The organism is Roseateles sp. GW823-FHT07B05 (assembly GCF_058794515.1).
The window spans coordinates 314529-335188 of sequence record NZ_JBXAGX010000006.1; the positions used below are offsets into that span (position 1 = coordinate 314529).

A 20660-nucleotide genomic window follows, 5' to 3' on the forward strand; every position below is an offset into this window, starting at 1 on the left:
TCAAGACGATCAGCCTAGCATCCAGCCGACCGCGGCGCGGGCCTGCAGGTCGGTGGAGTCGAACAGCGGCAACGCGGCGGGCGCACCGGCCGGCAACAGCAGGCCCAGCTCCGTGCAGCCCAGGATGGCGGCCTGCGCGCCGCGGTCGGCCAGCGCCGCGACCTGGCCGCGCAAGGCCTCGCGCGAGTCGGGCTCGAAGCGGCCGCGGCACAGCTCCTCGTAGATGATGCGGTGCACCTCGGCCCGGCCGGGCTCGTCGGGCGTGACGACCTCGATGCCGAAGCGCTGCCACATGCGCTCGCGGTAGAAGCCCTGCTCCATCGTGAAGCGCGTGGCCAGCAGGCCGGCGCGGCGCACGCCGGCGGCGCGCAGCGCCTCCGCCGTCGCATCGACGATGTGCAGCACCGGCAGGCCGGCGGCGCGCTCGACGTCGTTGGCGACGAGGTGCATCGTGTTGCTGGCAATCAGCAGGGCCTCGGCGCCCGCACGGCGCAGGCCGGTGCCGGCGGCGCCCAGCACGGCCGCCGCCCCGGCCCAGTCGCCGGCCGTCTGCAGCGCGGCGATGGGCGCGAAGTCGACGCTGCGCAGCAGCAGGTCGGCGCTGTGCAGCCCGCCCAGCCGCGCGGCCACGCCGCGGTTGATGAGGGCGTACAGATGCTGGGTGGACTCCCAGCTCATGCCGCCGAGGATGCCCAGCGTCTTCATGCCGGGGCCAGCAGGTTCATGCGCCGGCCCCGCGCCGGCTTCGCCACGGCCTGCTGCTGCGCAGCGGGCTGCAGCAGCTGGAAGCTCGCCTCAGGCCAGGCCTCGACGACGACCTCCTGCCCGGCCGCCAGCGTGATGCCGTCGCCGGTGCGCAGCCAGTGGTCGTCGCTGCCGCCGGACACCGTCAGCCACAGCCGGCCGGCCGTGACGACGAGGCAGCGCGGCGCGCGCGCGGCGGCCAGCGTCAGCGCCTGGCCGGGGGCGAGTCGGGTCGTGAATCGGTCGTTCATCGGCATCTCCTTCAGTGAACCCGCTGGCGCTTGCCCACCCACACCACGGCCAGCACGGCCACGGCGAAGACCAGCGTCATCGCGTCCAGCCGCTCGCCCAGCAAGGGCACCGCGAGCAGCATGGACAGAAAAGGTTGCAGCACCTGCACCTGGCTCACGCGCAGCGTGCCGCCCAGCGCCAGGCCGCGGTACCAGGCAAAGAAGCCGATCCACATCGAGAACAGCGACACATAGGCAAAGCCCACCCAGGCCGACGGCGCCACCGGCGCGGCGGGCCGTGTCATGACCGCCAGCGGCACCGTGACGGGCAGGCTGAGCACCAGCACCCAGCAGATCACCTGTTCGGCCGTCATGACCGAGGACAGCCGGGCGCCGCTGACATAACCCGCCGACGCGCAGACCACCGCCCCGAGCAACAGCCCGTCGGCCATCTCCAGCCCGCCCGCGCCGCGCCAGGCCGCGAAGCCGACGACCAGCGCCAGGCCCGCCAGCGCGCAGCCCCAGAACGCCGGGCTGGGCCGCTGGCGCAGCACCAGCGCCGCGATGACTGCCGTGGCCAGCGGCAGCACGCCGGAGATGACCGCCGCATGCACGGCGTCCACGTATCGCACGGCCAGGCCGGACAGCAGCGGCCAGCCGAACACCACGCCGCCCGCCGTGAACGCCAGCAGCCGCCACTCGCCGCCGCGCGGCCGGCGCGCGCCGGTGAGCGCGAGGTAGGCCAGCGACAACACGCCCGCCACCGCGGCGCGGCCGAAGGCGACGAAGGCTGGGTCCAGCTGCGGCGCGGCAACGCTGCCGCCGGCCAGCCGCGTCATCGGCAGGCTCAGCGCGAACATGACGACACCCGCCAACCCCAGCAGCAGGCCGCGCGTCGCGTCGGACGATGTGGTGGTGGACGTGGAAAACCCTGGCATGGGCTCAGTCTAGGCACAGCAACCGGTACAGAGCCAGTACAGTCATTCAATCAATCATTGAATCTGTACTGCCATGCCCACCGGTACACACCCGCCGCTGCAGCGCGATGCCAGCCAGCCGCTGGCCGGCCAACTGGCCGAGCGCTACGCCCAGCGCATCCGCGAGCGGCTGCTGCTGCCGGGCGCGCGCCTGCCTTCGGTGCGCGACTGTGCGCGCCAGCACGGCGTGAGCCCGCACACCGTCGTGGCCGCCTACGACCAGCTGCAGGCGGCCGGCCTGCTGGAGGCGCGCCGCCAGCGCGGCTTCTTTGTGCGCGAGACCCGCCCCGCGCCCGCCACCGCCCGCCACGCCAAGGCGGCTGCCGCCCCTCGCCAGGCGCCGGTGGACGCGACGGCGCTGATCCGCGGCATGTTCGAGGCCGATGCCGCACGCGCGCCGGGGCTGGGCACGCTGCCGGCGGACTGGCTGGACGCGGCGCTGCTGCAGTCGGCGCTGCGCCGGCTCGGCAGCGACGAGACGGTGCAGGTCAGCTACGGCGACCCCAGCGGCGACGAGCGGCTGCGCGTCGCGCTGGCGCAGCGGCTGGCCGACCTGGGCATCCACGCCGGCCCCGCGCAGATCCTGGCGACCAACGGCGCCACGCATGCGCTGGACCTGCTGATCCGCACCCACTTGCAGCCCGGCGACGCCGTGCTGGTGGACGACCCGGGCTGGTCCGTGCTGTTCGCGCGGCTGACGCAGGCGGGCATCCGGCTGCTGCCCGTGCCGCGCGGCGCGCAGGGGCCGGACCTCGGCGTGCTGGCCGCGCTGGCCGCGCAGCACGCGCCGCGCGCCTACCTGACCGTCTCGGTGCTTCACAACCCCACCGGCCACAGCCTGGACCTGGCCACCGCGCACCGGCTGCTGCGGCTGGCGGACGAGCACGACCTGCTCATCGTCGAAGACGACAGCTACGGCTTCCTCGCCCCCGAGCACCTGCCGCGGCTGGCCGCGCTGGACGGACTGCGCTGCGTCGTCTACGTCGGCGGCTTCTCCAAGGTGCTGACGCCGGCCTGGCGCGTGGGCTACCTCGCCGCCGCCCCGGAGAAGCTGGCCGCGCTGACCGACACCAAGCTGCTGGACGGCCTGACCAGCTCGCCGGTACTGGAGCGTGCCGTCGCGCTGTGCCTGGAGCAGGGCCGGCTGCGCCGCCACGCACAGCGGCTGCGCGAACGGCTGACCGACGCCCGCCAGCGCGTAGCGGCGCTGGCAGCCCGGCAGGGCTTCCAGTGGGCGGCCCCGCCCGACGGCCTGTTCGGCTGGCTGGACGTCGGCGTGGACACGGAGCGCCTGGCGCAGCCACTGCTGGACGCCGGCTGGCTCACCGCGCCGGGCGCCCTGTTCAGCGCCACGCGCTGCCCCGGCCCGCTGATGCGCGTCAACATGGCCACGTCGCAAGACCCGGCGTTCTGGCGTCAGCTGCGCGCCTGTGTGGACGACATCCGGGGGCGCTCAGCGACTCCCTAAGTTCTGCCCATCGCCGCCCCCCTCAGTCGAGGGGAAAGCCACTGGCGAAGGCCCTGTAAGGCGAGTCAACTTCCTGACGGCCCATTCACAGGGAGGCTCCATGCGACTCGTTTCGTCCCCCATCCGCAGCCTGCTCGGCGCCGCCGCGCTGACGCTGTGTTCGCTGTCGGCCCAGGCCGGTTTCGTCAGCGACGTCAGCATCACGCTGATCGCCCCTGGCGGCTTCACAGACGGCACCATCCTCGACACGACACCGATCACCGCGCAGCAGACCGTCCCGCTGGCCGGTCTCGTCAACGGCATCCAGGTCGGTGACCCCGGCGTCATCAGCGGGGTCTGGATGGTGGCCCACGAAAAGATCTTCTTCGAAGACGACAGCATCAAGCTGCGCATCGGCGTCGGCGACGACACCACGGGCGGCCTCTACACCACCGGCTACCTCGGCTCCGGCGGCAACCGCGCCCGCTACCAGTTCGATGGCCTGGGCATCACCGGCAAGACCATCATCGGCGTGGCCCTGTACGCCTGGGACGGCTTCGGCACCACAGACGGCGGCACGGGCAGCGGCCTGGCCAACCCGGCGGTGCTGAGCAGCCTGGCCCATTTCATCGACTCCGACACGGTCACCTTTGACCTCGACACGCTGGCGATCGCCAAGCGGATCGCCGGCAGCAGCAACAACTACGCCGACTTCCGCATCCAGCTCCTCACGCAGGACAACGGCACTGGCCCCGGCCCCGGTCCCACCGACCCCGGCAACCAGTTGCCCGAACCCGCCTCGCTCGCGCTGTTCATGGTGGCGGCCCTGGGAGCTGCTGCGGTGCGCCGCCGTGCCTGACGGCGTGGTCACGCTGGCGCAGTTCGAACCCCTCGTTGGCAGCGACTTCACGCTGCAACTCGGCGAGGCGGGCTGCCTGACCGCGCGGCTCATCGAAGCCTGCCCGGGGCCATGGGCGCCGCCAGAAGGGCGCGCACCTTTCTGCCTCACGTTCGAAGCCCCCGAGCCGGCACTGCCGCAGCGCATCTACCGGCTTGAGCACGCGCAGATGGGCGGCATGGACATCTTCCTGGTGCCCGTCGCCCGCACCGCGGCGGGCCTGAATTACGAAGCCGTGTTCGGCTAGGAGACCCTCATGTCCGACCAGTTCCTCGGCGAGCTCCGTCTGATGAGCTTCAACTACGCACCCAAGGGGTGGGCGCTGTGCAATGGGCAAGTTCTGGCCATCCAGCAGAACCAGGCCCTCTTCTCGCTGCTAGGCACCACCTACGGCGGCAACGGCGTGACCACGTTCCAGTTACCCGACCTGCGCAGCCGTTCGCCGCTCCACAGCAGCGCACAGCTGCCGCTCGGCGCCTCGGGCGGACAGGAGGCCGTCACGCTGAGCACCAGCCAGATCCCGCCCCACACCCACACGCTGGTCGCCAGCGGCGACCTGGCCAACGCCAGCGTCCCGGGCAATGCCGTGCCGGCAGCCAAAGGGCGCGGCGGCATCAGCCTCTATGCGCCGGACGGCAACGCCGCTGCGATGGACCCCGGCACCATCGCCAACAACGCGGGCGGCCAGCCTCACCCCAACATGCAGCCCTTTCAGGTGCTCAGCTGGGCGATCGCGCTGGTCGGCATCTTCCCCAGCCGCGACTAACTCCAGGAGACTGACATGTCGGACCCATACGTCGGCGAGATCCGCCTCTTTGCCGGCAACTTCGCGCCCGTCGGCTGGGCCCTGTGCCAGGGGCAGCTGGTCGCGATTGCCGAGAACGACACGCTGTACAACCTGATCGGCACCACCTACGGCGGCGATGGCCAGAGCACGTTCGCGTTGCCGGACCTGCGCGGCCGCGTCCCCGTGCACCAGGGCCAGGGCCCCGGCCTGTCACCCCGCACGATGGGCCAGACCGGCGGCACCGAGACCGTGACGCTGCAATCCGGCCAGACCGCCTTGCACAGCCATCCGGCGCTTGCCAGCACCGCGGCGGCCAGCCTCGCGACGCCCGCCGGCAACCTGCTCGCGACCACGGCAGTCGCCACCTACGGCAGCGCCCCGGTCACGACGGCGATGGCCAGCGGCGCCATCACCAGCGTCTGGGGCAACCCGCAGCCCCACGAAAACATGGCGCCGACGCTGACCGTCAGCTACATCATCTCGCTGTACGGCATCTACCCGTCGCCCACCTGAGGAGCGTGACATGTCCAACCCCTTCGTCGCCGAAATCCGCGTCATGCCCTACAACTTCGCACCCAGGGGCTGGGCGCGTTGCGATGGCCAGTTGCTGCCCATCAGCCAGAACACGGCTCTCTTCTCGCTGATCGGCACCTACTACGGGGGCAACGGCCAGTCCAACTTCGCGCTGCCCAACCTGGGCGGCAGCTTCGCGATGGGCCAGGGCCAGGGCCCGGGCCTTTCCGACCGCGTGCTCGGCGAGACGGCCGGCGCGCCCTCGGTGACCTTGCTGCCCCAGAACATGCCGAGCCACGACCACGCGCTGATGGCCGGCCTCACGCCGTCGGCCACCAGCCCCGCCGGGGCGCTGATGACTCCGACCGCCGGCGGCAATGCCTACCACGCCCCCGGCGCCGCTGCGCCGATGGCTGCGTCGGCCATCAGCGCGTCCGGCGGCGGCCAGGCACACGAGAACCGGCAGCCCTACCAGGCGCTGAGCTTCTGCATCGCGCTGCAGGGCATCTTCCCGCCGCGTAGCTGACCCAATGAGGGGCGCCCGCCATGGACTACCGACTGCGCCCCACCACGCCTGCCGATGACGCCTGGCAACTCGCCATCTATGCGAGCACACGCACCGACGAGCTGGCGCTGACCGGCTGGCCCCGCGCGCAGTGCGAGGCCTTCATCGCCCAGCAGCACCAGGCGCAGCAACGGCATTACCTGCAGCATTTCCCTCAGTCGCTCTGCCAGCTCATCCTGGTGGACGATGCGGTGGCCGGCCGGCTCTGGGTCGACGCCCGCCCCGACCGGCTGCACGTACTGGACATCACATTGCTGCCCGCCTGGCGCAGCCAGGGGCTGGGAACCCGCTGCCTGCGCACGTTGATGGATGACGCGGCGGCTGCGGGCCGGCACCTGGGCATCCAGGTCGAGATCCACAACCCCGCCCGGCGGCTGTACGAGCGGCTCGGCTTCCTCCCCGAAAGCGAGCCGCAGGGGCTGTACCAGCCCATGCTCAGACCGCCCCCGACCCAGCAGCCCGAGGAGTGCCTGCCATGATGAACAAACGCCAATTCCTGAAGGGCGGCGCGAGCGCACTGGCCGCTGCCGCCGCAGCCCCCGCGGCGCTGGCCGCCACGCGCTCTGGCCTCGGTGCCGTGGCGGGCCAGGCCAGCTGGCAGGCGCGCCTGGGCGAGATCTTCCACGTGGACGGCCACGCGGTCACGCTGGCCTCGGTCGACACGCGGCCCGGCAGCCGGCCGGGCGAGCAGTTCAGCGTGGGCTTCCAGGGCCGGCTGCCCGACAGCCTCGGCGACGGCTTGTGTCTGCTGAGCGGCCCCTCGGGTGAACCCGTAGTGCTCTACCTCGCCCGCACGCCGGGCGGCCTGCGCGCCGATTTCTGTCGACTGCAAGGCTGACAAAAAGTTCTCGCCCGGCAAGGGGTTTGTCGCTGGACCGGTTCACGCCGGCCGGCACAATTGGTCACATCTGGCGCCGCCGTCGGCCGCGGCGCCCGAAGTGACATGAGCAGCCCCTTGAAATTCCTCGTTGTAGATCCGTTGGCCGGCGTCCAGACCTTTGCACGCCAGCTGCTGCAGAGCCGCGGCTTCACGGCCGACCAGATCCTCTGCTGCGCCGACACCGACACGGCGCTGGCGCAGGGGCTGGTCTTCAAGCCCCACTTCCTCATCACCGACTGGTTCGCCAAGTCGCCGCTGACCGGCATCCAGCTGTTCCAGCGCCTGCGCGACGCGCAGCCGGCGCTGCACCTGTCGCTGATGAGCTTCGACGTGACGCCCGAGCACCAGTTCGAGGCCGAGGCGCATGGCGCCTATTTCCTGCTGAAGAAGCCGTTCACGGCCGAGCAGCTCAAGGCCGAGGTGACGCGCTCGCTGGAGGCGCTGGCCAAGACGTCACCGAGCCTGCACGGCCAGCTGCGCGACACGATGCGCACCGCTCGCCCGGCGGCACGCCCGCCGCTGCCACCCATGCCGCCGCAGCCCGTCATCAAGCCGGGCGACAAGGTGCGCTACCAAGGGGCCGTGCATGTGGCCCAGCACATCGTGCATCGCCACAGCGAGACGGTGGTGCAGCTCAAGGGGCAGCCGGGGTTCGTGTCGGTGGACAAGCTGCAGCCGGTGTAGCGGCTTGAGGCCCCTCGTCCGGTGCGCCACGCTGGACGCGGGCGCCCCGGACGGGACCGCTCTGCGGCCATGGGCCGCAGAGCTTCGGCAGGCAAAGGCCGTCCGCTGGACGCCCTGTGTCCGGCCTCAGCCCCCGAGGGGACAGCGATTGACCGGGCATCGAGCCCGGTCAACATCGCCTGACGGGCCGGCTTGGGAACGGCCCGGCGCTCGGCCCGAGAAGGCACGACGACCACCGCGGGTTCTGCGGTCAGAGCCCGATGACCAGCGCCATCAGCAGCGGATAGGGCAGCGCCACGGTGGGGCGCAGCGCGCTCTTCAGGTACTCGACGGCCAGGCCGGCGCCGCGCGGGCGCGTGGCCAGCCAGGCGCTGTGCAACTGCATGGGGGCAAGCTCGGCACCTGACTTCAGCCCCTGCTCCACCGCCAGCAGGCGCTCGCCCAGCCGGGCCTGGAAGGTCTTGAGCACCGCCTCCTGCAGCCACAGCAGTGCCAGCAACGCGAGGGCCAGCGTGTTGTCGGAGACCACGACGGTGGCGACGAAGGCCACCAGCTTCACGCCCAGCGCCAGCGCCTCGTAGCGTTCATGCTGGCCTTGCAGCGCCAGCCATTCGTGGTGCAGCGCGTTCACTTGGCTTCCAGCACTTCCCAGCGCTCCATCAACGTCAGCAGCTCACCGTCGATGTCAGCAGCACGCTCGGTCACTTCGGCAATGCGCTTGGCACCCTGCGTGTACAGCTCGGTGCCGTTGAGCAGCGCGTTCAGCTGCGTCTGCTCGGCCTCCAGCGCGGCGATCTGCTTGGGGATCTCGTCCAGCTCGCGCTGCTCCTTGTAGCTGAGCTTGCGCTTCGTCGCGACGACCGGGGCCGCCGAATCGGGCACAGGCGCAGACGGCGGCGATGCGACGGCCGCGGCGGGCGCGGCCTTGGCCTGCAGCGCCGCCGCACGCTTGGACTGGGTCAGCCAGTCCTGCACGCTGCCCTCGTACTCGCGCCAGCGCGCATCGCCCTCGTAGACCAGCGTCGACGTGACGACGTTGTCCAGGAAGCGCCTATCGTGGCTGACGAGGAAGACCGTGCCGTCGTACTCGGCCAGCAGCTCCTCCAGCAGCTCCAGCGTCTCGATGTCGAGGTCGTTGGTCGGCTCGTCCAGCACCAGCACATTGGCCGGCCGCGCGAACAGGCGCGCCAGCAGCAGGCGGTTGCGCTCGCCGCCCGACAGCGTGCGCACCGGCGAGTTGGCGCGCGCCGGCGAGAACAGGAAGTCGCCGAGGTAGCTCTTGACGTGCTTCTTCTGCGTGCCGATCTCGATCCACTCCGAGCCCGGGCTGATGGTGTCGGCCAGCGTCGCGTCGAGGTTCAGCGTGTCGCGCATCTGGTCGAAGTAGGCGACCGTCAGCCGCGAGCCCAGACGCACCGTGCCGCTGTCGGGCGGCAGTTCGCCGAGGATCATCTTCAGCAGCGTCGTCTTGCCGGCGCCGTTGGGGCCGATGAGTCCCACCTTGTCGCCGCGCAGGATGGTCGACGTGAAGCCGCGCACGATGGGGCGGTCACCGTAGCTCTTGGACACGTCCTCCAGCTCCGCGACGATCTTGCCGCTGGCACCGCCGGTGTCGATGTCCAGCTTGACCTTGCCCTGCACGTCACGCCGCGCGGCGTGCTCCAGGCGCATGGCCTCCAGGCGCTGGATGCGCGCGACCGAGCGCGTGCGGCGTGCCTCCACGCCCTTGCGAATCCACACCTCCTCCTGCGCCAGCAGCTTGTCGAAGCGCGCGTTGAACAGCGCCTCGTTCTCCAGCTCGTAGGCCTTGGCGGCCTGGAAGGCGGCGTAGTTGCCGGGGTAGCCGCGCAGCTGGCCGCGGTCCAGCTCGACGATCCGGTTGGCCACGTTGTCCAGGAACGCGCGATCGTGGGTGATCAGCAGCAACGAGCCCTTGAAATCGTTCAGCAGGCCTTCCAGCCAGGCGATGGCGTCCAGGTCCAGGTGGTTGGTGGGCTCGTCCAGCAGCAGCACGTCGGGCTGGGCCACCAGCGCGCGGCCCAGCGCCACGCGCTTCTTCAGGCCGCCGGACAGGCTGCCCACCAGCCGCGAGCCGTCCAGGCCCAGGCGGTGCAGCGTCTCGTCGACGCGCTGCTCCCAGTTCCACGCGCCGATGTGCTCGATGCGCTCCTGCACCCAGGCCAGGTCGTCGTTCTCGTCATGGCGCTCGTAGCGCTCGCGCAGCGCCTTGGCCTCGGCCACGCCCTCGCTGACGACGTCGAAGATGGTCGCGTCGCCGCGCAGCTCGGGCTCCTGCGGCACGTAGACGTTGGTCAGGCCCTGCTGTTGCTGCAGCAGGCCGTCGTCGAGCTTCTCGATGCCGGCGAGGATCTTCAGCAGCGACGACTTGCCGGTGCCGTTGCGGCCGATGAGGCCAACGCGCTCGCCGACTTCGAGGGAAAAGCCGGCGCCGTCGAGGAGCGCGACGTGCCCGAAGGCGAGATGAGCATTGGTGAGGGAGAGAACAGCCATCCGGCGATTGTCCCCCGGCAAGTCAGATCAGCCGTTCCGCGTGGTGGCGCAGGTGGTCGTCGATGAAGCTGGCGATGAAGTAGTAGCCGTGGTCGTAGCCGGCGTGGCGGCGGACGGTCAGCGGCTGGCCCGCGGCGGCGCAGGCGGCCTCGAAGGCCTCGGGGTGCAGCTGTTCGGCGAGGAATTTGTCGGCCAGCCCCTGGTCGATGAGGATGCCGCCTGGATACGGCGCGCTGCGCTGCAGCCGCATCAGCTCGCTGGCGTCGTGCGCGACCCAGGCGGCGCGGTCCTCGCCCAGGTAGCCGGTGAAGGCCTTGCGGCCCCAGGGGCACTGCATGGGCGCCGCGATGGGCGCGAAGGCCGACAGCGACTGGAACCGCCCCGGGTGCCGCAGCGCCAGCGTCAGCGCGCCGTGGCCGCCCATGGAGTGGCCGAACAGGCCGGTCCGGGTGAGGCCGGTCTCGCGCTGCACCAGCGGCAGCAGCTCGTCGAGCAGGTAGCTCTCCATGCGCCAGTGCGTCGCCCAGGGCGGCTGCGTCGCGTCGAGGTAGAAACCGGCGCCGACGCCGAAGTCCCAGCTGTCGGCCTCCCCGGGCACGTTGGCGCCACGCGGGCTGGTGTCGGGCATCAGCAGCGCCAGGCCCAGCTCGGCGGCCAGGCGCTGGGCACCGGCCTTGATCGTGAAGGTCTCCTCGGTGCAGGTCAGGCCGGCGAGAAAGACCAGCAGCGCCTTCGGTGCCGGCGGCACGTAGAGCGCAAAGCGCATGGGCAGGCCGATCTCGGCGGAGTCGTGCTGCAGAAAGCGCTGCGTGCCGCCGAAGGCGCGGTGTTCGCTGAGAAGGTTCATGGTGAGGTCTGGTTCAACGCCGCAGGAAGCGGACGTGTTTGGGGCGGTCGATGCGCAATTCCTGGCCGGTGGACGACAGCGTGCCGCGCTCGGCGTCGATGCGGAAGACAGTGAGGTTGCCACCATTCTGATTGGCCGCCACCAGGAAACGCCCGCCGGGCACGAGGCCGAAGCTGCGCGGCGTGCGGCCGCCGCTGGGCGTCGCGTCGACAAAGCGCAGCGCGCCGGTCTGCGGGTCGATGGCGAACACGGCAATGCTGTCGTGCCCGCGGTTGGAGACGTAGAGGAAGCGGCCGTCGGGATGGACGAGGATCTCGGCGGCCGTGTTGCCGTCGGCGCTGGCCCCGGCCGGCAGGCTGGACCGGGTGTCGACGTGCTGCAGCGCGCCGGTCGCGGCGTCAACGCGGTAGGACGCCACGCGGGACGTGAGCTCCAGCGCGACATAGGCATGGCGCCCGTCGGGATGGAAGGCCAGGTGGCGCGGGCCGCCGCCAGGCTCGGTGGCGGTGTAGGCGGGTTCGTTCGGCGAGAGCCGGCCGCTGGCCGCGTCGAGCCGGTAGATCATCACCTTGTCGATGCCCAGGTCGGGCACATAGGCGCGGGTGCGCGTCGGGTCGGGGTAGATCGCGTGCGGATGCGGCTGCTGCTGGCGCTGCGGGTGCACGCTGGCGCCCTGGTGCCGGACGGTGGAGGCCGCCGGCCCCAGGCTGCCGTCGTCGCGGATGGGGTAGGACACGACGTTGCCGCCGCTGTAGTTGGCCAGCAGCAGCACGCGCCCGCTGGCATCGATGGCGATATGGCAGGGGCCGCTGCCCTCGGACGGCCGGGTGTTGAGCAGCGCCAGGCGGCCATCCGGCTGCACCGAGAAAGCGGCCACCTCCTCCCGCCACGATCCGTCTGCCGCGCGGCTGCCGGCGACCGAGTAGATCAACGGCCTGGATGCATGGATGGCGAGAAAGCCCGGGTTGCCGATGGCCGCGGCCAGCCGTAGCACGGACAGCGCGCCGGTCGTCTCGTCAAGCGAGGCGACGTAGATGCCGTGGCTGTCACCGCCGGTGTCGGTGCCGACGTAGACCAGCGTCTCGGCGGCAAGGGCAAAGGGAAGCAGCGTGGCGGTCAAGGCAAGGGCGAGTCGGCGCATCGGACGGTGGGGTCGGAAGCCGAACCCTGGGTCGCGTCCGGCCGACGGAATTTAACCGCGGCCCTCGGGCGGCGAGCGCCTCAGCGCGGGCTGGGGGCCATGCGCTGATCCACCGTGTCGAGCACGGCCTCGGGCTCCTCGGCCTGCGCCTCGGTCTCGTTGTTCAGCACGGCCTGCATGCGGTCCACGTCCAGGTCGCCCGTCCACTTGCCGACGACGACCGTGGCCACGCCGTTGCCGACGAGGTTGGTCAGCGCGCGCGCCTCGGACATGAAGCGGTCGATGCCCAGGATCAGCGCGAGGCCCGCCACCGGCACGCCGCCCACGGCCGACAGCGTGGCCGCCAGCACGATGAAGCCGCTGCCCGTCACGCCGGCGGCACCCTTGCTCGTCAGCAGCAGCACGGCCAGCAGTGTGAGCTGCTGCATCAGCGTCATCGGCGTGTCGGTGGCCTGCGCGATGAACACGGCGGCCATCGTCAGGTAGATGGACGTGCCGTCGAGGTTGAACGAGTAGCCGGTGGGGATGACCAGGCCCACGGTGGACTTGCGCACGCCCAGGTTCTCCAGCTTGGCCATCATGCGCGGCAGCACCGACTCGCTGGACGACGTGCCCAGCACGATGAACAGCTCTTCCTTGATGTACTTGATGAACTTCCAGACCGAGAAGCCGTGCAGCCGCGCAATGGTGCCCAGCACGACGAAGATGAAGATCAGGCAGGTCGCGTAGAACGAGCCCATCAGCTTGGCGAGCTGCAGCAGCGAGCCGACGCCGTACTTGCCGATGGTGAAGGCCATGGCGCCGAACGCGCCGATGGGGGCCACCTTCATGATCATGCCGACGATGGCGAACAGCACGTGCGAGGTCTTCTCGATGCCGTCGAACACCAGCGTGCCGCGGCCGCCGAAGCGGTGCAGCGCAAAGCCGAACAGCAGCGAGAACAGCAGCACCTGCAGCATCTCGCCCTTGGCGAAGGCGTCCACGACGGTGGTCGGAATGATGGCCAGCAGGAAGTCCACCGTGCCCTGCATCTTGCCGGGCGCCGTGTAGGCGGCAATGCTCTTGGTGTCCAGCGTCTTGGGGTCCACGTGCATGCCGACGCCGGGCTCCAGCACGTTGACGACGACGAGGCCGACGATGAGGGCGATGGTGGAGACGATCTCGAAGTACAGCAGCGCGTAGCCGCCGGTCTTGCCGACGCGCTTCATGTCCTCCATGCCCGCGATGCCCACCACCACCGTGCAGAAGATGATGGGCGCGATGATCATCTTGATCAGCTTGATGAAGCCGTCACCCAGCGGCTTGAGCGCTTCGCCCGTCTGCGGGAAGAAGTGGCCCACCAGCACGCCGATGACGATGGCGGTGAGAACCTGGGCGTACAGCGACTTGTAGAGGGGCTGCCGGGCGGCGGTGGGGATGGTCTGCATGCGCGTCTCCGAACAGTTCTGCGGATGGAACTGGCTTCGGCGTCAGCTTAGGACTTGCGACCTCGGCGTGCGCTGTGGGTTCCCACATGAATTGCAAAGCTGCGGGGTGGGGGCTGGCGCTCGCGGTGCCGCTGGCGATGGATGCGCTTCGGAGCGGGCGCGACACCGTTGCATTGCCGGGAGTCCCGCCCGGCGGCGGGGTAACTTTCTTCTGCGGGGCCAGAAGAAAGTCACCAAAGAAGAGGCCCTGAACCGCACTCGAACGCGACGCCGCCTGGAGCGGCGCGCGAAAACAGCCAACCGCAATCTCCCAGATGCGAACCGCTGCGCTCTCGCGGCTGCCTTGTCACGTGCGCCATCCACCGCCCCAGCGGGCCGTCCGACGCGCGGCTGCACGCCGTGCTCACCAGAACAGCCGAATGCAGCGCCGCTCGGGCGGCGCGGCTGTTCGGTGTTCTCGGTGTTCTCGGTGTTGCTCGATCAGAACTCCACGACCGAGCGGATGCTCTCGCCGCGTCGCATCAGCTCGAAGCCCTCGTTGATCTGCTCCAGCTTCAGCTTGTGCGTGATCAGCTCGTCGATGTTGAGCTTGCCGTCCATGTACCAGTCGACGATCTTGGGCACGTCGGTGCGGCCGCGGGCGCCGCCGAAGGCCGAGCCTTCCCAGTGACGGCCGGTGACGAGCTGGAACGGCCGCGTCGAGATCTCGGCCCCGGCCGGCGCCACGCCGATGATGATGCTGCGGCCCCAGCCCTTGTGCGTGCACTCCAGCGCCTGGCGCATCAGCTGCACGTTGCCCACGCACTCGAACGAGTAGTCCGCGCCGCCATCGGTCAGCTGCACGATGTGGTCCACGAGGTTGGGCACATCCTTCGGGTTCACGAAGTCCGTCATGCCGAAGCGGCGCGCCATCGCCTCGCGGCCCGGGTTGATGTCCACGCCGATGATCTTGTTGGCGCCCACCATCTTGGCGCCCTGGATGACGTTCAGGCCGATGCCGCCGAGACCGAAGACGACGACGTTGGCGCCCGCCTCCACCTTGGCCGTGAACAGCACGGCGCCCACGCCGGTCGTCACGCCGCAGCCGATGTAGCAGACCTTGTCGAACGGCGCGTCCGGACGGATCTTGGCCAGCGCGATGCCGGGCACGACGATGTGGTTGGAGAACGTGCTGGTGCCCATGTAGTGAAAGATGGGCTCGCCATTCAGGCTGAAGCGCGACGTGCCGTTGGGCATCAGGCCCTTGCCCTGCGTGGCGCGGATGGACTGGCACAGGTTGGTCTTGCGGCTCAGGCAGAACTTGCACTCGCGGCACTCGGGCGTGTAGAGCGGGATCACGTGGTCGCCGGGCTTGAGCCACGGCACCTTGCTTTCCAGCACGACGCCCGCGCCCTCGTGGCCCAGCACGGCCGGGAACAGGCCCTCGGGATCGGCGCCGGACAGCGTGAAGTCGTCGGTGTGGCAGATGCCGGAGGCTTTCACTTCCACCAGCACCTCGCCGTCCGTCGGGCCTTCCAGGTCCAGCGTTTCGATGGTCAGCGGGGCGCCGGCCTTCCAGGCCACGGCGGCTCGGGTTTGGATGCTCATGTCTTGGGTACTCCTGTCGGTTGAAGTTGGTTCAGCGCGTCGACGAACTCGCGCGACTCGTGGCGGCACAGCCGCAATCGTCGCAGCAGCCACGGTGTCAGGTCCTGCTGGCCCAGATGTTCGGGCCATGCGCCGGCATCGGCGTCGGGGATCTCGGCGGGGTCGGTGCCGCTCATGGGGGCGCCGTTCAGCACGTCCACACAGGCGGTGCGGGCCAGCGGCAACGCGGTCTGCGCGCGGGCGTCGTCGAGCCGGTCGGTGCGGCGCTGCGTCAGCTGCTGCACGGCGCCCAGCAGCGCCATCAGCCGGTAGCCGTGGCTCAGCGCGGCCTCGATCTCGGCGTCGGGCAGGCGCACGCTCTCGGGCTCCACGCGGGTGCGCTGCGCCGCGGCGGCCAGTGCGGCCAGCGCGGTGTAGGCCTGCTGGCGCGACACGCGCTGCGCCAGCTGCGCCTCCGCGCTGGGCCGCCACTGCAGCATGTTGCCGGCATGCCGTGCCAGCGCGCCGCGCAGCTGCTGGCCCAGCCGCGGCACGGCGGCGCGCTCCCAGCTGGGCAGCACGAAGCTGAACAGCCACGCCAGGCCGGCGCCGATGAAGGTGTCGGCAATGCGCTCGACGACGGCGGGATTGCTGGTCGGGTCCAGCATCAGCGGCTGCAGCAGCGCCATCAGCGTGGCAGCCGTGGCCGCCGTGCGGTAGCGCCGGTTCACGTACGCATGCGCCGTGCCCACGGCGGCGATGAAGCACAGGCTCAGCGCCGCCACCGAATGCACATGCGCCAGGCCCATCACCAGCAGGCAGCCCAGCACCGTGCCGGCGATGCGGTCGTTGCGGCGCGACAGCGTCTGCTCCAGGTTGCCGCGCAGCACCACGGCCACGCTGATGACCAGCCAGAACGGGTGTGCCGCCCACGGCAGCGCGGCGCCCAGCGCGTAGGCCAGCGTCAGCGCCAGCGCCGAGCGCAGCGCATGCCGCATGACGCTGGACTGCAGCGTCAGGTGCGGCCGCAACGCCGCCAGCGGCCAGCCCTCGGGCGACACGAACGGCGCCAGCCGCTCCGGCGTCCAGGGGCTGTCGACGTCATCGGTGCGGCGCTGCCGCGCGACCATCGCGCAGACGTCGTCGATCATGTGCCCCAGCCGCGACTGCAGCGCCGACACCAGGTGGCCGCGCGAGTCACCGGTCGGCGCGTGCACGTCGGCCAGTTGCGCCGCCAGCCGCGCCCGCCAGGCCTCGGCAGACACCTCCGGCAGCGGCGCGCCGACCGCCAGCGTGTCGGCCAGCGCCGCGAGCGCGTCGGCCAGCTGGCGCAGCGTGTCGGCCAGCGCGGCGCGCCACTGGCGGCCCGGGAAGTCCTGGCCCAGCAGCTCGGTGTCCAGCCGGCTGGCCAGCAGCAGGTCGCGCACCTCGATGAGGCCCAGCAGCAGGTCGGTCTGCTGGCGGCTGCGCTTGGATCGGCGCGCGGCGAACACCTGGTCGCGCGCGGCCTGCAGCGCGTCGGCCAGCGCGACGTCGTCGGCGATGGACGCGCGGATGCGCGCCTCCTCGCCGCCCACGGCCAGCACGATGCGCTGCGCGCGCGAGCGCATGCGCCGCTCGGTGGCGCGCAGCGCCTGCACCAGCGCCAGCTCGCGCAGCCGGTGGCGCAGCACCACGGCGGCCGCGCGCGCCCAGCCGGCGTACAGGAAGCCGCCCACGGCCACCCACAGCGCGTGCTCCCACGGCGACGTGGCGCCGGCCGTGCGGTCCCAGGCCATCGCGAACACCAGCGCCAGCACCGGCGAGAACGACAGCGGCCCGGCGCGCAGCCCCCAGGCCAGCGTCATCAGCGACAGGAAGCTGACCGCCGCGACGACGGCCAGCGTCAGCGGCAGCGAGCCATGCGCCAGCCCCACCAGCAGCGTGACGAGGCCCGCGGCGAACGCGGCCGGCAGCACGCGCGGCAGCACGCGCTGCGGCGGGTTGGGCACGTCGGTCAGGCTGGCGCAGACGGCACCACCCACGGCCGCCAGGCCCGCCGTGTCGCCGAACAGGCCGTCGACACCGAGGTGCACCGCCGCCACGCCCAGCGCGACGCCCAGGCCGTTCAGATGCGCGGCTTCGAGCCGCTGGAAGAACGCTCTCACTTGACCAGCAGCTCCATCACGCGGCGCTCGCTGGCCGGCAGCTCATGCACCGAGACCCAGGCGGACTTGTCGGCGCGGTAGATGTAGCTCGGCGGCGCGTTCGTGGCGATGCGCTCGCGCAGCGGCGCGAGGGCCGTGCGGGCGGCGTCGCCCTGGCCCTGCGCCTGCAGCGCACCGGCCTGCACGATGACGGCCAGGTCGCTCCAGCCGCCCAGTGCCAGCGCCTGCTCGGCCCCGCGCTGCGCGGCGGCGGCGTCGCCGTCCAGCAGACGGCTCCAGGCCTGCAGCGCCAGCGTGTCGGGGTCGCGCGGGTCCAGCAGCAGCGCCTCCTTGAGCTGGGCGCGTGCGGCGTCCAGGCGGCCGGCGCGCAGCAGGTCCAGCGCGTAGTCGCGGCGCAGCGGCAGCAGGCCGGTGCGCAGGCGCAGCACCGCGTCGAACTGCGCAAAGGCCTCGTCCCAGCGGCCGCCCAGCGCCAGCGTAGCGGCGCGGCCCCACAGCGCTTCGGGCTGGTCGCCCTGGTAGGCCAGCACGGCGCCGTAGGCGGCCAGCGCCTGCGGCACATCGCCCAGGCGGCGGTGGTGGTCGGCCAGCGCGAGGTTCACGCGGAAGGCGTCCTCCCCCGTCAACCCGCCCGCGGCCTTCGCCAGCGCGGGCACCACGTCGGTGGCCAGCGGTGCGCCGCCATGCCACAGCGCATCGGCCGCGGCCACGTGCAGCGCACCGCTCATCGGGTGGCGGGCCAGCGCGCGGCCGGCCAGCTCGCGGGCCGCGTCGCCCTGCCCTTGCAGCGCCAGCACGTAGAGCCGCGCCGCCAGCGCGTCCTCGTCCGCGGGGGCCAGCGCCAGCGCGCGCTCGAACAGCGGCGCCGCGTCGGCCAGCTTGCCGTCCTCCAGCTTCTGCTGGCCGGCCTTGACGAGGGCCACCGGCAGGCTGGCGCGCGTGTCGCGCTGCGCGAAGAAGCGCCGCACCAGCGCGCGCAGCGCCGGGTCGGTTGCGATCAGGCGCTCGCGGACGATCTCGCGGCCGTCGAACGCGTCGCGCCGCGGCGACGCCTCGGCGTTGGCACCCTCGGCGAAGTACTCCCACACCGAGCCGCCCGCATAGCGCGACAGGAAGCCGTTCTTCGTCTTGGCATCGCGTGCCTTGGCCTGCTGATACAGCGCCTGGATCTGGCGCGACTGGTCGGCCGTCAGCACGCCGTGCACCTGGTGCGTCAGCTCGTGCAGCACGGTGTTGTACTTGTCGAAGATGCTGCGCTCCACGTCCTCGATGCCGGTCACGGTGAAGTGCCCGCCCATGCCGCGCACGTCGTCCCACAGCCGCGAGTCGTAGTCGATGCGCGCGTCCTTCAGCGCGTGCGCCTCGGGCGTCTCGGACAGCCGCATCCACATCGGCTTGATGAAGTGCGTGGCGCCGCCCTCCACCAGCACCGGGATGAAGGCCTTCCACGGCGCGACGGACAACGCGACGCGCTTCTGGTGGCGCGGCGACAGGTCTTTCCAGTTCAGCACATACCGCTCGATGCCCGGCACGACCGGCATGGGCGTGGCGGCAAAGCGGCGCTCGTAGTCGGCGCGGTGCACGTCGATGGCCAGCCGCTGCGACTCCAGCGCCTTGGCCGCAATGGCATGCGCGCGGCCCAGCTGCGGGCAGCGCTGCAGCACGGCCAGGCTGATGGCCAGCGCCTCGTCGAAGCGGCCCTGCTCGAACGCGTCGGACACGCGCCGCACGTCGGCCAGCAGCGGCGCGAAGGCATCGCCCAGCCGCGCGGCCAGCTGCGTGTAGTTCTCGCGCGAGTAGCCATTGCCCAGCAGGTAATGCGCGGCCTCGTGGTGCGGGTTCAGCGCGACGGCGGCCTCGGCCGCGGCGATGGCGTCCTCGGTGCGGGACAGGCGGATCAGCGTGTCGGCCAGCGCGCTCAGGCCGTCGGCGGTGCGCTCGGCGGCCAGGCTGCGCTCCAGCTGCGCCAGCGACGCGTCGAACTCGCGCAGCTGGTAGTGCCGCTGGCCCAGGCCGCGCAGCGCGTCGGCCTGCTCGCGCGGGCGCGTGGCCTGGCGCAGCGCGCGCTCGAAGCATTGCCGGGCGCGCTCGAAGTCGCGCAGGTCCAGCGCCAGCCGGCCGGCGGCCAGCAGGTCCACGGCCTCGGCCTTGGCATCGGTCAGCACGTGGCGCGTGCGGCGGGCGATGGCCGCGCCGTCGTCGCGGGCGAACAGCCATGGGTAGATGACGGCGCGCTCGGCCGCACCGGGCCGGGGCAGGTGCAGCAGCGCGTCGAGGTCGGCACGCGCGGCGGCGTACTGCTGCTCGGTCAGCAGCGTCTGCAGCCGCGCGATGTCGGCCGCATGCGCGGTGGTCAGGGTGAGACAGACAGCGAGGCCAACGGCCCATCGGCGCCAGGGCATGGCGGCTCCATGAAGTGCGGAGTCGGCATGCTAAACGTGCCACTCTCCCCCTGCCCGCATGCGACGATCACGCATGGCCTTGCCCACCCTGCTCCGCCCCCGCGCCTGCGTCGCCGCTGCCCTCGCGCTGCTGGCGCAGGTGGCGGCCGCGGCCGAGCCGGAGGTGCAGTGGCTGCGCTACGAGCTGCCACCGCTCTACATCACCCAGGGCCCCCTGCAGGACCGCGGCGTGCTGGACCAGGCGCTGGCCCGGCTGCTGCCGCGGCTGGCGGGCTACCAGCACCGCATCGTCACCGTGCCGCCCAAGCGGATGGAGGCCAGCCTGCGCAGCCTGCCCAATGCCTGCGCCTTCGGCATGCTGAAGAACGCGGAGCGCGAGTCCTTCCTGACCTTCTCGGCGCCCTTCCCCATCCAGGTGGCGCCGGGGCTGCTGGTGCGCCGGGCCGACCTGGCGCCGCTGGCCCCGCTGCGCGACGCCAAGGGCCGGCTGTCGCTGCAGGGCTGGCTGAACAACCCCGAGCTCAAGCTGGGCCTGGCCGAGGGCCGCGCCTACGGGGCGGCGGTGGACGACGTCGTCGCCGCGCTGCCGGCCCGCCGCGTAGAGCGCGTCAGCAGCCAGAACCCGGCCCTCAACCTGCTGCGCATGCTGGAGCTGGGCCGCGTGGACGGTGTGCTGATGCTGCCGTTCGAGCCCGCCGCGCTGGCCGCCGCGCACGGGCTGAAGCTGGACGAGCTGCGGCTGCTGCCGCTGGTGGAGCAGGCCACCGCGCGCCAGGGCCACGTGGCGTGTGCGCGCGGCGAGCTGGGCGCGGCGATCGTGCGGCGCGCCAACGCCGTGCTGGCGGAGCCAGCCTGGCAGAACGGGCTCAGCAGCGCGTCGGCGTCGCCGTGACG

General features: G+C 71.6%; 21 protein-coding genes. 10 read left to right on the forward strand and 11 right to left on the reverse strand.

All coding sequences use genetic code 11. The features are described from left to right. Positions 1-9 precede the first annotated feature (9 nt). From AC1Q7O_RS15775 to AC1Q7O_RS15785, 3 genes are read right to left on the reverse strand one after another with little or no spacing between them, the layout of a single operon-like run. Positions 10-705, reverse strand: a complete 696-nt coding sequence (locus AC1Q7O_RS15775) for an aspartate/glutamate racemase family protein (RefSeq protein ID WP_492658050.1) — start codon at positions 703-705, stop codon at positions 10-12. Continuing rightward, a complete protein-coding gene (locus AC1Q7O_RS15780; RefSeq protein ID WP_492658051.1) occupies positions 702-995 on the reverse strand; it encodes a DUF2917 domain-containing protein in 294 nt (97 codons plus the stop codon). Before AC1Q7O_RS15780 ends, AC1Q7O_RS15775 begins: the two co-directional genes overlap by 4 nt. Positions 996-1006: 11 nt before the next feature. Next, positions 1007-1912: a DMT family transporter gene (locus tag AC1Q7O_RS15785; protein ID WP_492658052.1), complete on the reverse strand. Its 906-nt coding sequence runs from the start codon at positions 1910-1912 to the stop codon at positions 1007-1009. 73 nt (positions 1913-1985) lie between these two features. On the opposite strand from AC1Q7O_RS15785, the gene AC1Q7O_RS15790 reads away from it, so the two are divergent. The 9 genes from AC1Q7O_RS15790 (at position 1986) to AC1Q7O_RS15830 (ending at position 7725) form a co-directional block, all read left to right on the forward strand. Further along, the gene (locus AC1Q7O_RS15790) at positions 1986-3419 is read left to right on the forward strand and encodes an aminotransferase-like domain-containing protein (RefSeq protein WP_492658053.1); all 1434 of its coding nucleotides are present in this window, start codon (positions 1986-1988) and stop codon (positions 3417-3419) included. A 100-nt stretch (positions 3420-3519) separates the two neighbouring features. Next, positions 3520-4257, forward strand: a complete 738-nt coding sequence (locus AC1Q7O_RS15795) for a PEP-CTERM sorting domain-containing protein (protein ID WP_492658054.1) — start codon at positions 3520-3522, stop codon at positions 4255-4257. Further along, positions 4250-4543, forward strand: a complete 294-nt coding sequence (locus AC1Q7O_RS15800; protein ID WP_492658055.1) for a DUF6916 family protein — start codon at positions 4250-4252, stop codon at positions 4541-4543. Before AC1Q7O_RS15795 ends, AC1Q7O_RS15800 begins: the two co-directional genes overlap by 8 nt. A gap of 9 nt (positions 4544-4552) precedes the next feature. Beyond that, complete coding sequence (locus AC1Q7O_RS15805) at positions 4553-5062, forward strand: phage tail protein (RefSeq protein ID WP_492658056.1); 510 nt, start codon at positions 4553-4555, stop codon at positions 5060-5062. Positions 5063-5077: 15 nt separating this feature from the next. Beyond that, positions 5078-5596, forward strand: a complete 519-nt coding sequence (locus AC1Q7O_RS15810) for a phage tail protein (RefSeq protein WP_492658057.1) — start codon at positions 5078-5080, stop codon at positions 5594-5596. A gap of 10 nt (positions 5597-5606) precedes the next feature. Continuing rightward, positions 5607-6122 carry a phage tail protein gene (locus tag AC1Q7O_RS15815; protein ID WP_492658058.1) on the forward strand — a complete coding sequence of 172 codons (516 nt, stop codon included), beginning with the start codon at positions 5607-5609 and terminating at the stop codon, positions 6120-6122. Positions 6123-6142: 20 nt separating this feature from the next. Next, positions 6143-6640, forward strand: coding sequence for a GNAT family N-acetyltransferase (locus AC1Q7O_RS15820; protein WP_492658059.1), 498 nt, complete (start codon positions 6143-6145; stop codon positions 6638-6640). Next, entirely contained in the window at positions 6640-6999 is a 360-nt protein-coding gene (locus AC1Q7O_RS15825; RefSeq protein ID WP_492662722.1) for a hypothetical protein, read from the forward strand. Before AC1Q7O_RS15820 ends, AC1Q7O_RS15825 begins: the two co-directional genes overlap by 1 nt. A gap of 117 nt (positions 7000-7116) precedes the next feature. Next, positions 7117-7725 carry a response regulator gene (locus AC1Q7O_RS15830; protein WP_492658061.1) on the forward strand — a complete coding sequence of 203 codons (609 nt, stop codon included), beginning with the start codon at positions 7117-7119 and terminating at the stop codon, positions 7723-7725. 250 nt (positions 7726-7975) lie between these two features. Here AC1Q7O_RS15830 and AC1Q7O_RS15835 read toward each other — a convergent pair whose 3' ends face one another. From AC1Q7O_RS15835 to AC1Q7O_RS15870, 8 genes are all read right to left on the reverse strand, one after another. Continuing rightward, entirely contained in the window at positions 7976-8356 is a 381-nt protein-coding gene (locus tag AC1Q7O_RS15835; protein WP_492658062.1) for a hypothetical protein, read from the reverse strand. Further along, positions 8353-10236, reverse strand: coding sequence for an ATP-binding cassette domain-containing protein (locus AC1Q7O_RS15840; protein ID WP_492658063.1), 1884 nt, complete (start codon positions 10234-10236; stop codon positions 8353-8355). The genes AC1Q7O_RS15835 and AC1Q7O_RS15840 overlap by 4 nt, the downstream gene beginning before the upstream one ends. Before the next feature lie 22 nt (positions 10237-10258). Next, on the reverse strand, positions 10259-11083 hold the full coding sequence (gene fghA / locus AC1Q7O_RS15845; RefSeq protein ID WP_492658064.1) for an S-formylglutathione hydrolase: 825 nt from the start codon (positions 11081-11083) through the stop codon (positions 10259-10261). Positions 11084-11096: 13 nt separating this feature from the next. Beyond that, complete coding sequence (locus tag AC1Q7O_RS15850; RefSeq protein ID WP_492658065.1) at positions 11097-12224, reverse strand: lactonase family protein; 1128 nt, start codon at positions 12222-12224, stop codon at positions 11097-11099. 80 nt (positions 12225-12304) lie between these two features. Next, positions 12305-13651, reverse strand: a complete 1347-nt coding sequence (locus tag AC1Q7O_RS15855) for a dicarboxylate/amino acid:cation symporter (RefSeq protein WP_492658066.1) — start codon at positions 13649-13651, stop codon at positions 12305-12307. Between the two features lie 480 nt (positions 13652-14131). Continuing rightward, on the reverse strand, positions 14132-15232 hold the full coding sequence (locus AC1Q7O_RS15860) for an S-(hydroxymethyl)glutathione dehydrogenase/class III alcohol dehydrogenase (protein WP_492658104.1): 1101 nt from the start codon (positions 15230-15232) through the stop codon (positions 14132-14134). Between the two features lie 2 nt (positions 15233-15234). After that, positions 15235-17364, reverse strand: a complete 2130-nt coding sequence (locus tag AC1Q7O_RS15865; protein WP_492658067.1) for an FUSC family protein — start codon at positions 17362-17364, stop codon at positions 15235-15237. After that, positions 17361-19766 carry a tetratricopeptide repeat protein gene (locus AC1Q7O_RS15870; RefSeq protein ID WP_492658068.1) on the reverse strand — a complete coding sequence of 802 codons (2406 nt, stop codon included), beginning with the start codon at positions 19764-19766 and terminating at the stop codon, positions 17361-17363. The genes AC1Q7O_RS15865 and AC1Q7O_RS15870 overlap by 4 nt, the downstream gene beginning before the upstream one ends. Before the next feature lie 73 nt (positions 19767-19839). Here AC1Q7O_RS15870 and AC1Q7O_RS15875 point away from each other — a divergent pair, with 73 nt between their 5' ends. Further along, positions 19840-20658: a TIGR02285 family protein gene (locus tag AC1Q7O_RS15875; RefSeq protein ID WP_492658069.1), complete on the forward strand. Its 819-nt coding sequence runs from the start codon at positions 19840-19842 to the stop codon at positions 20656-20658. The last annotated feature ends 2 nt before the right edge of the window (positions 20659-20660 follow it).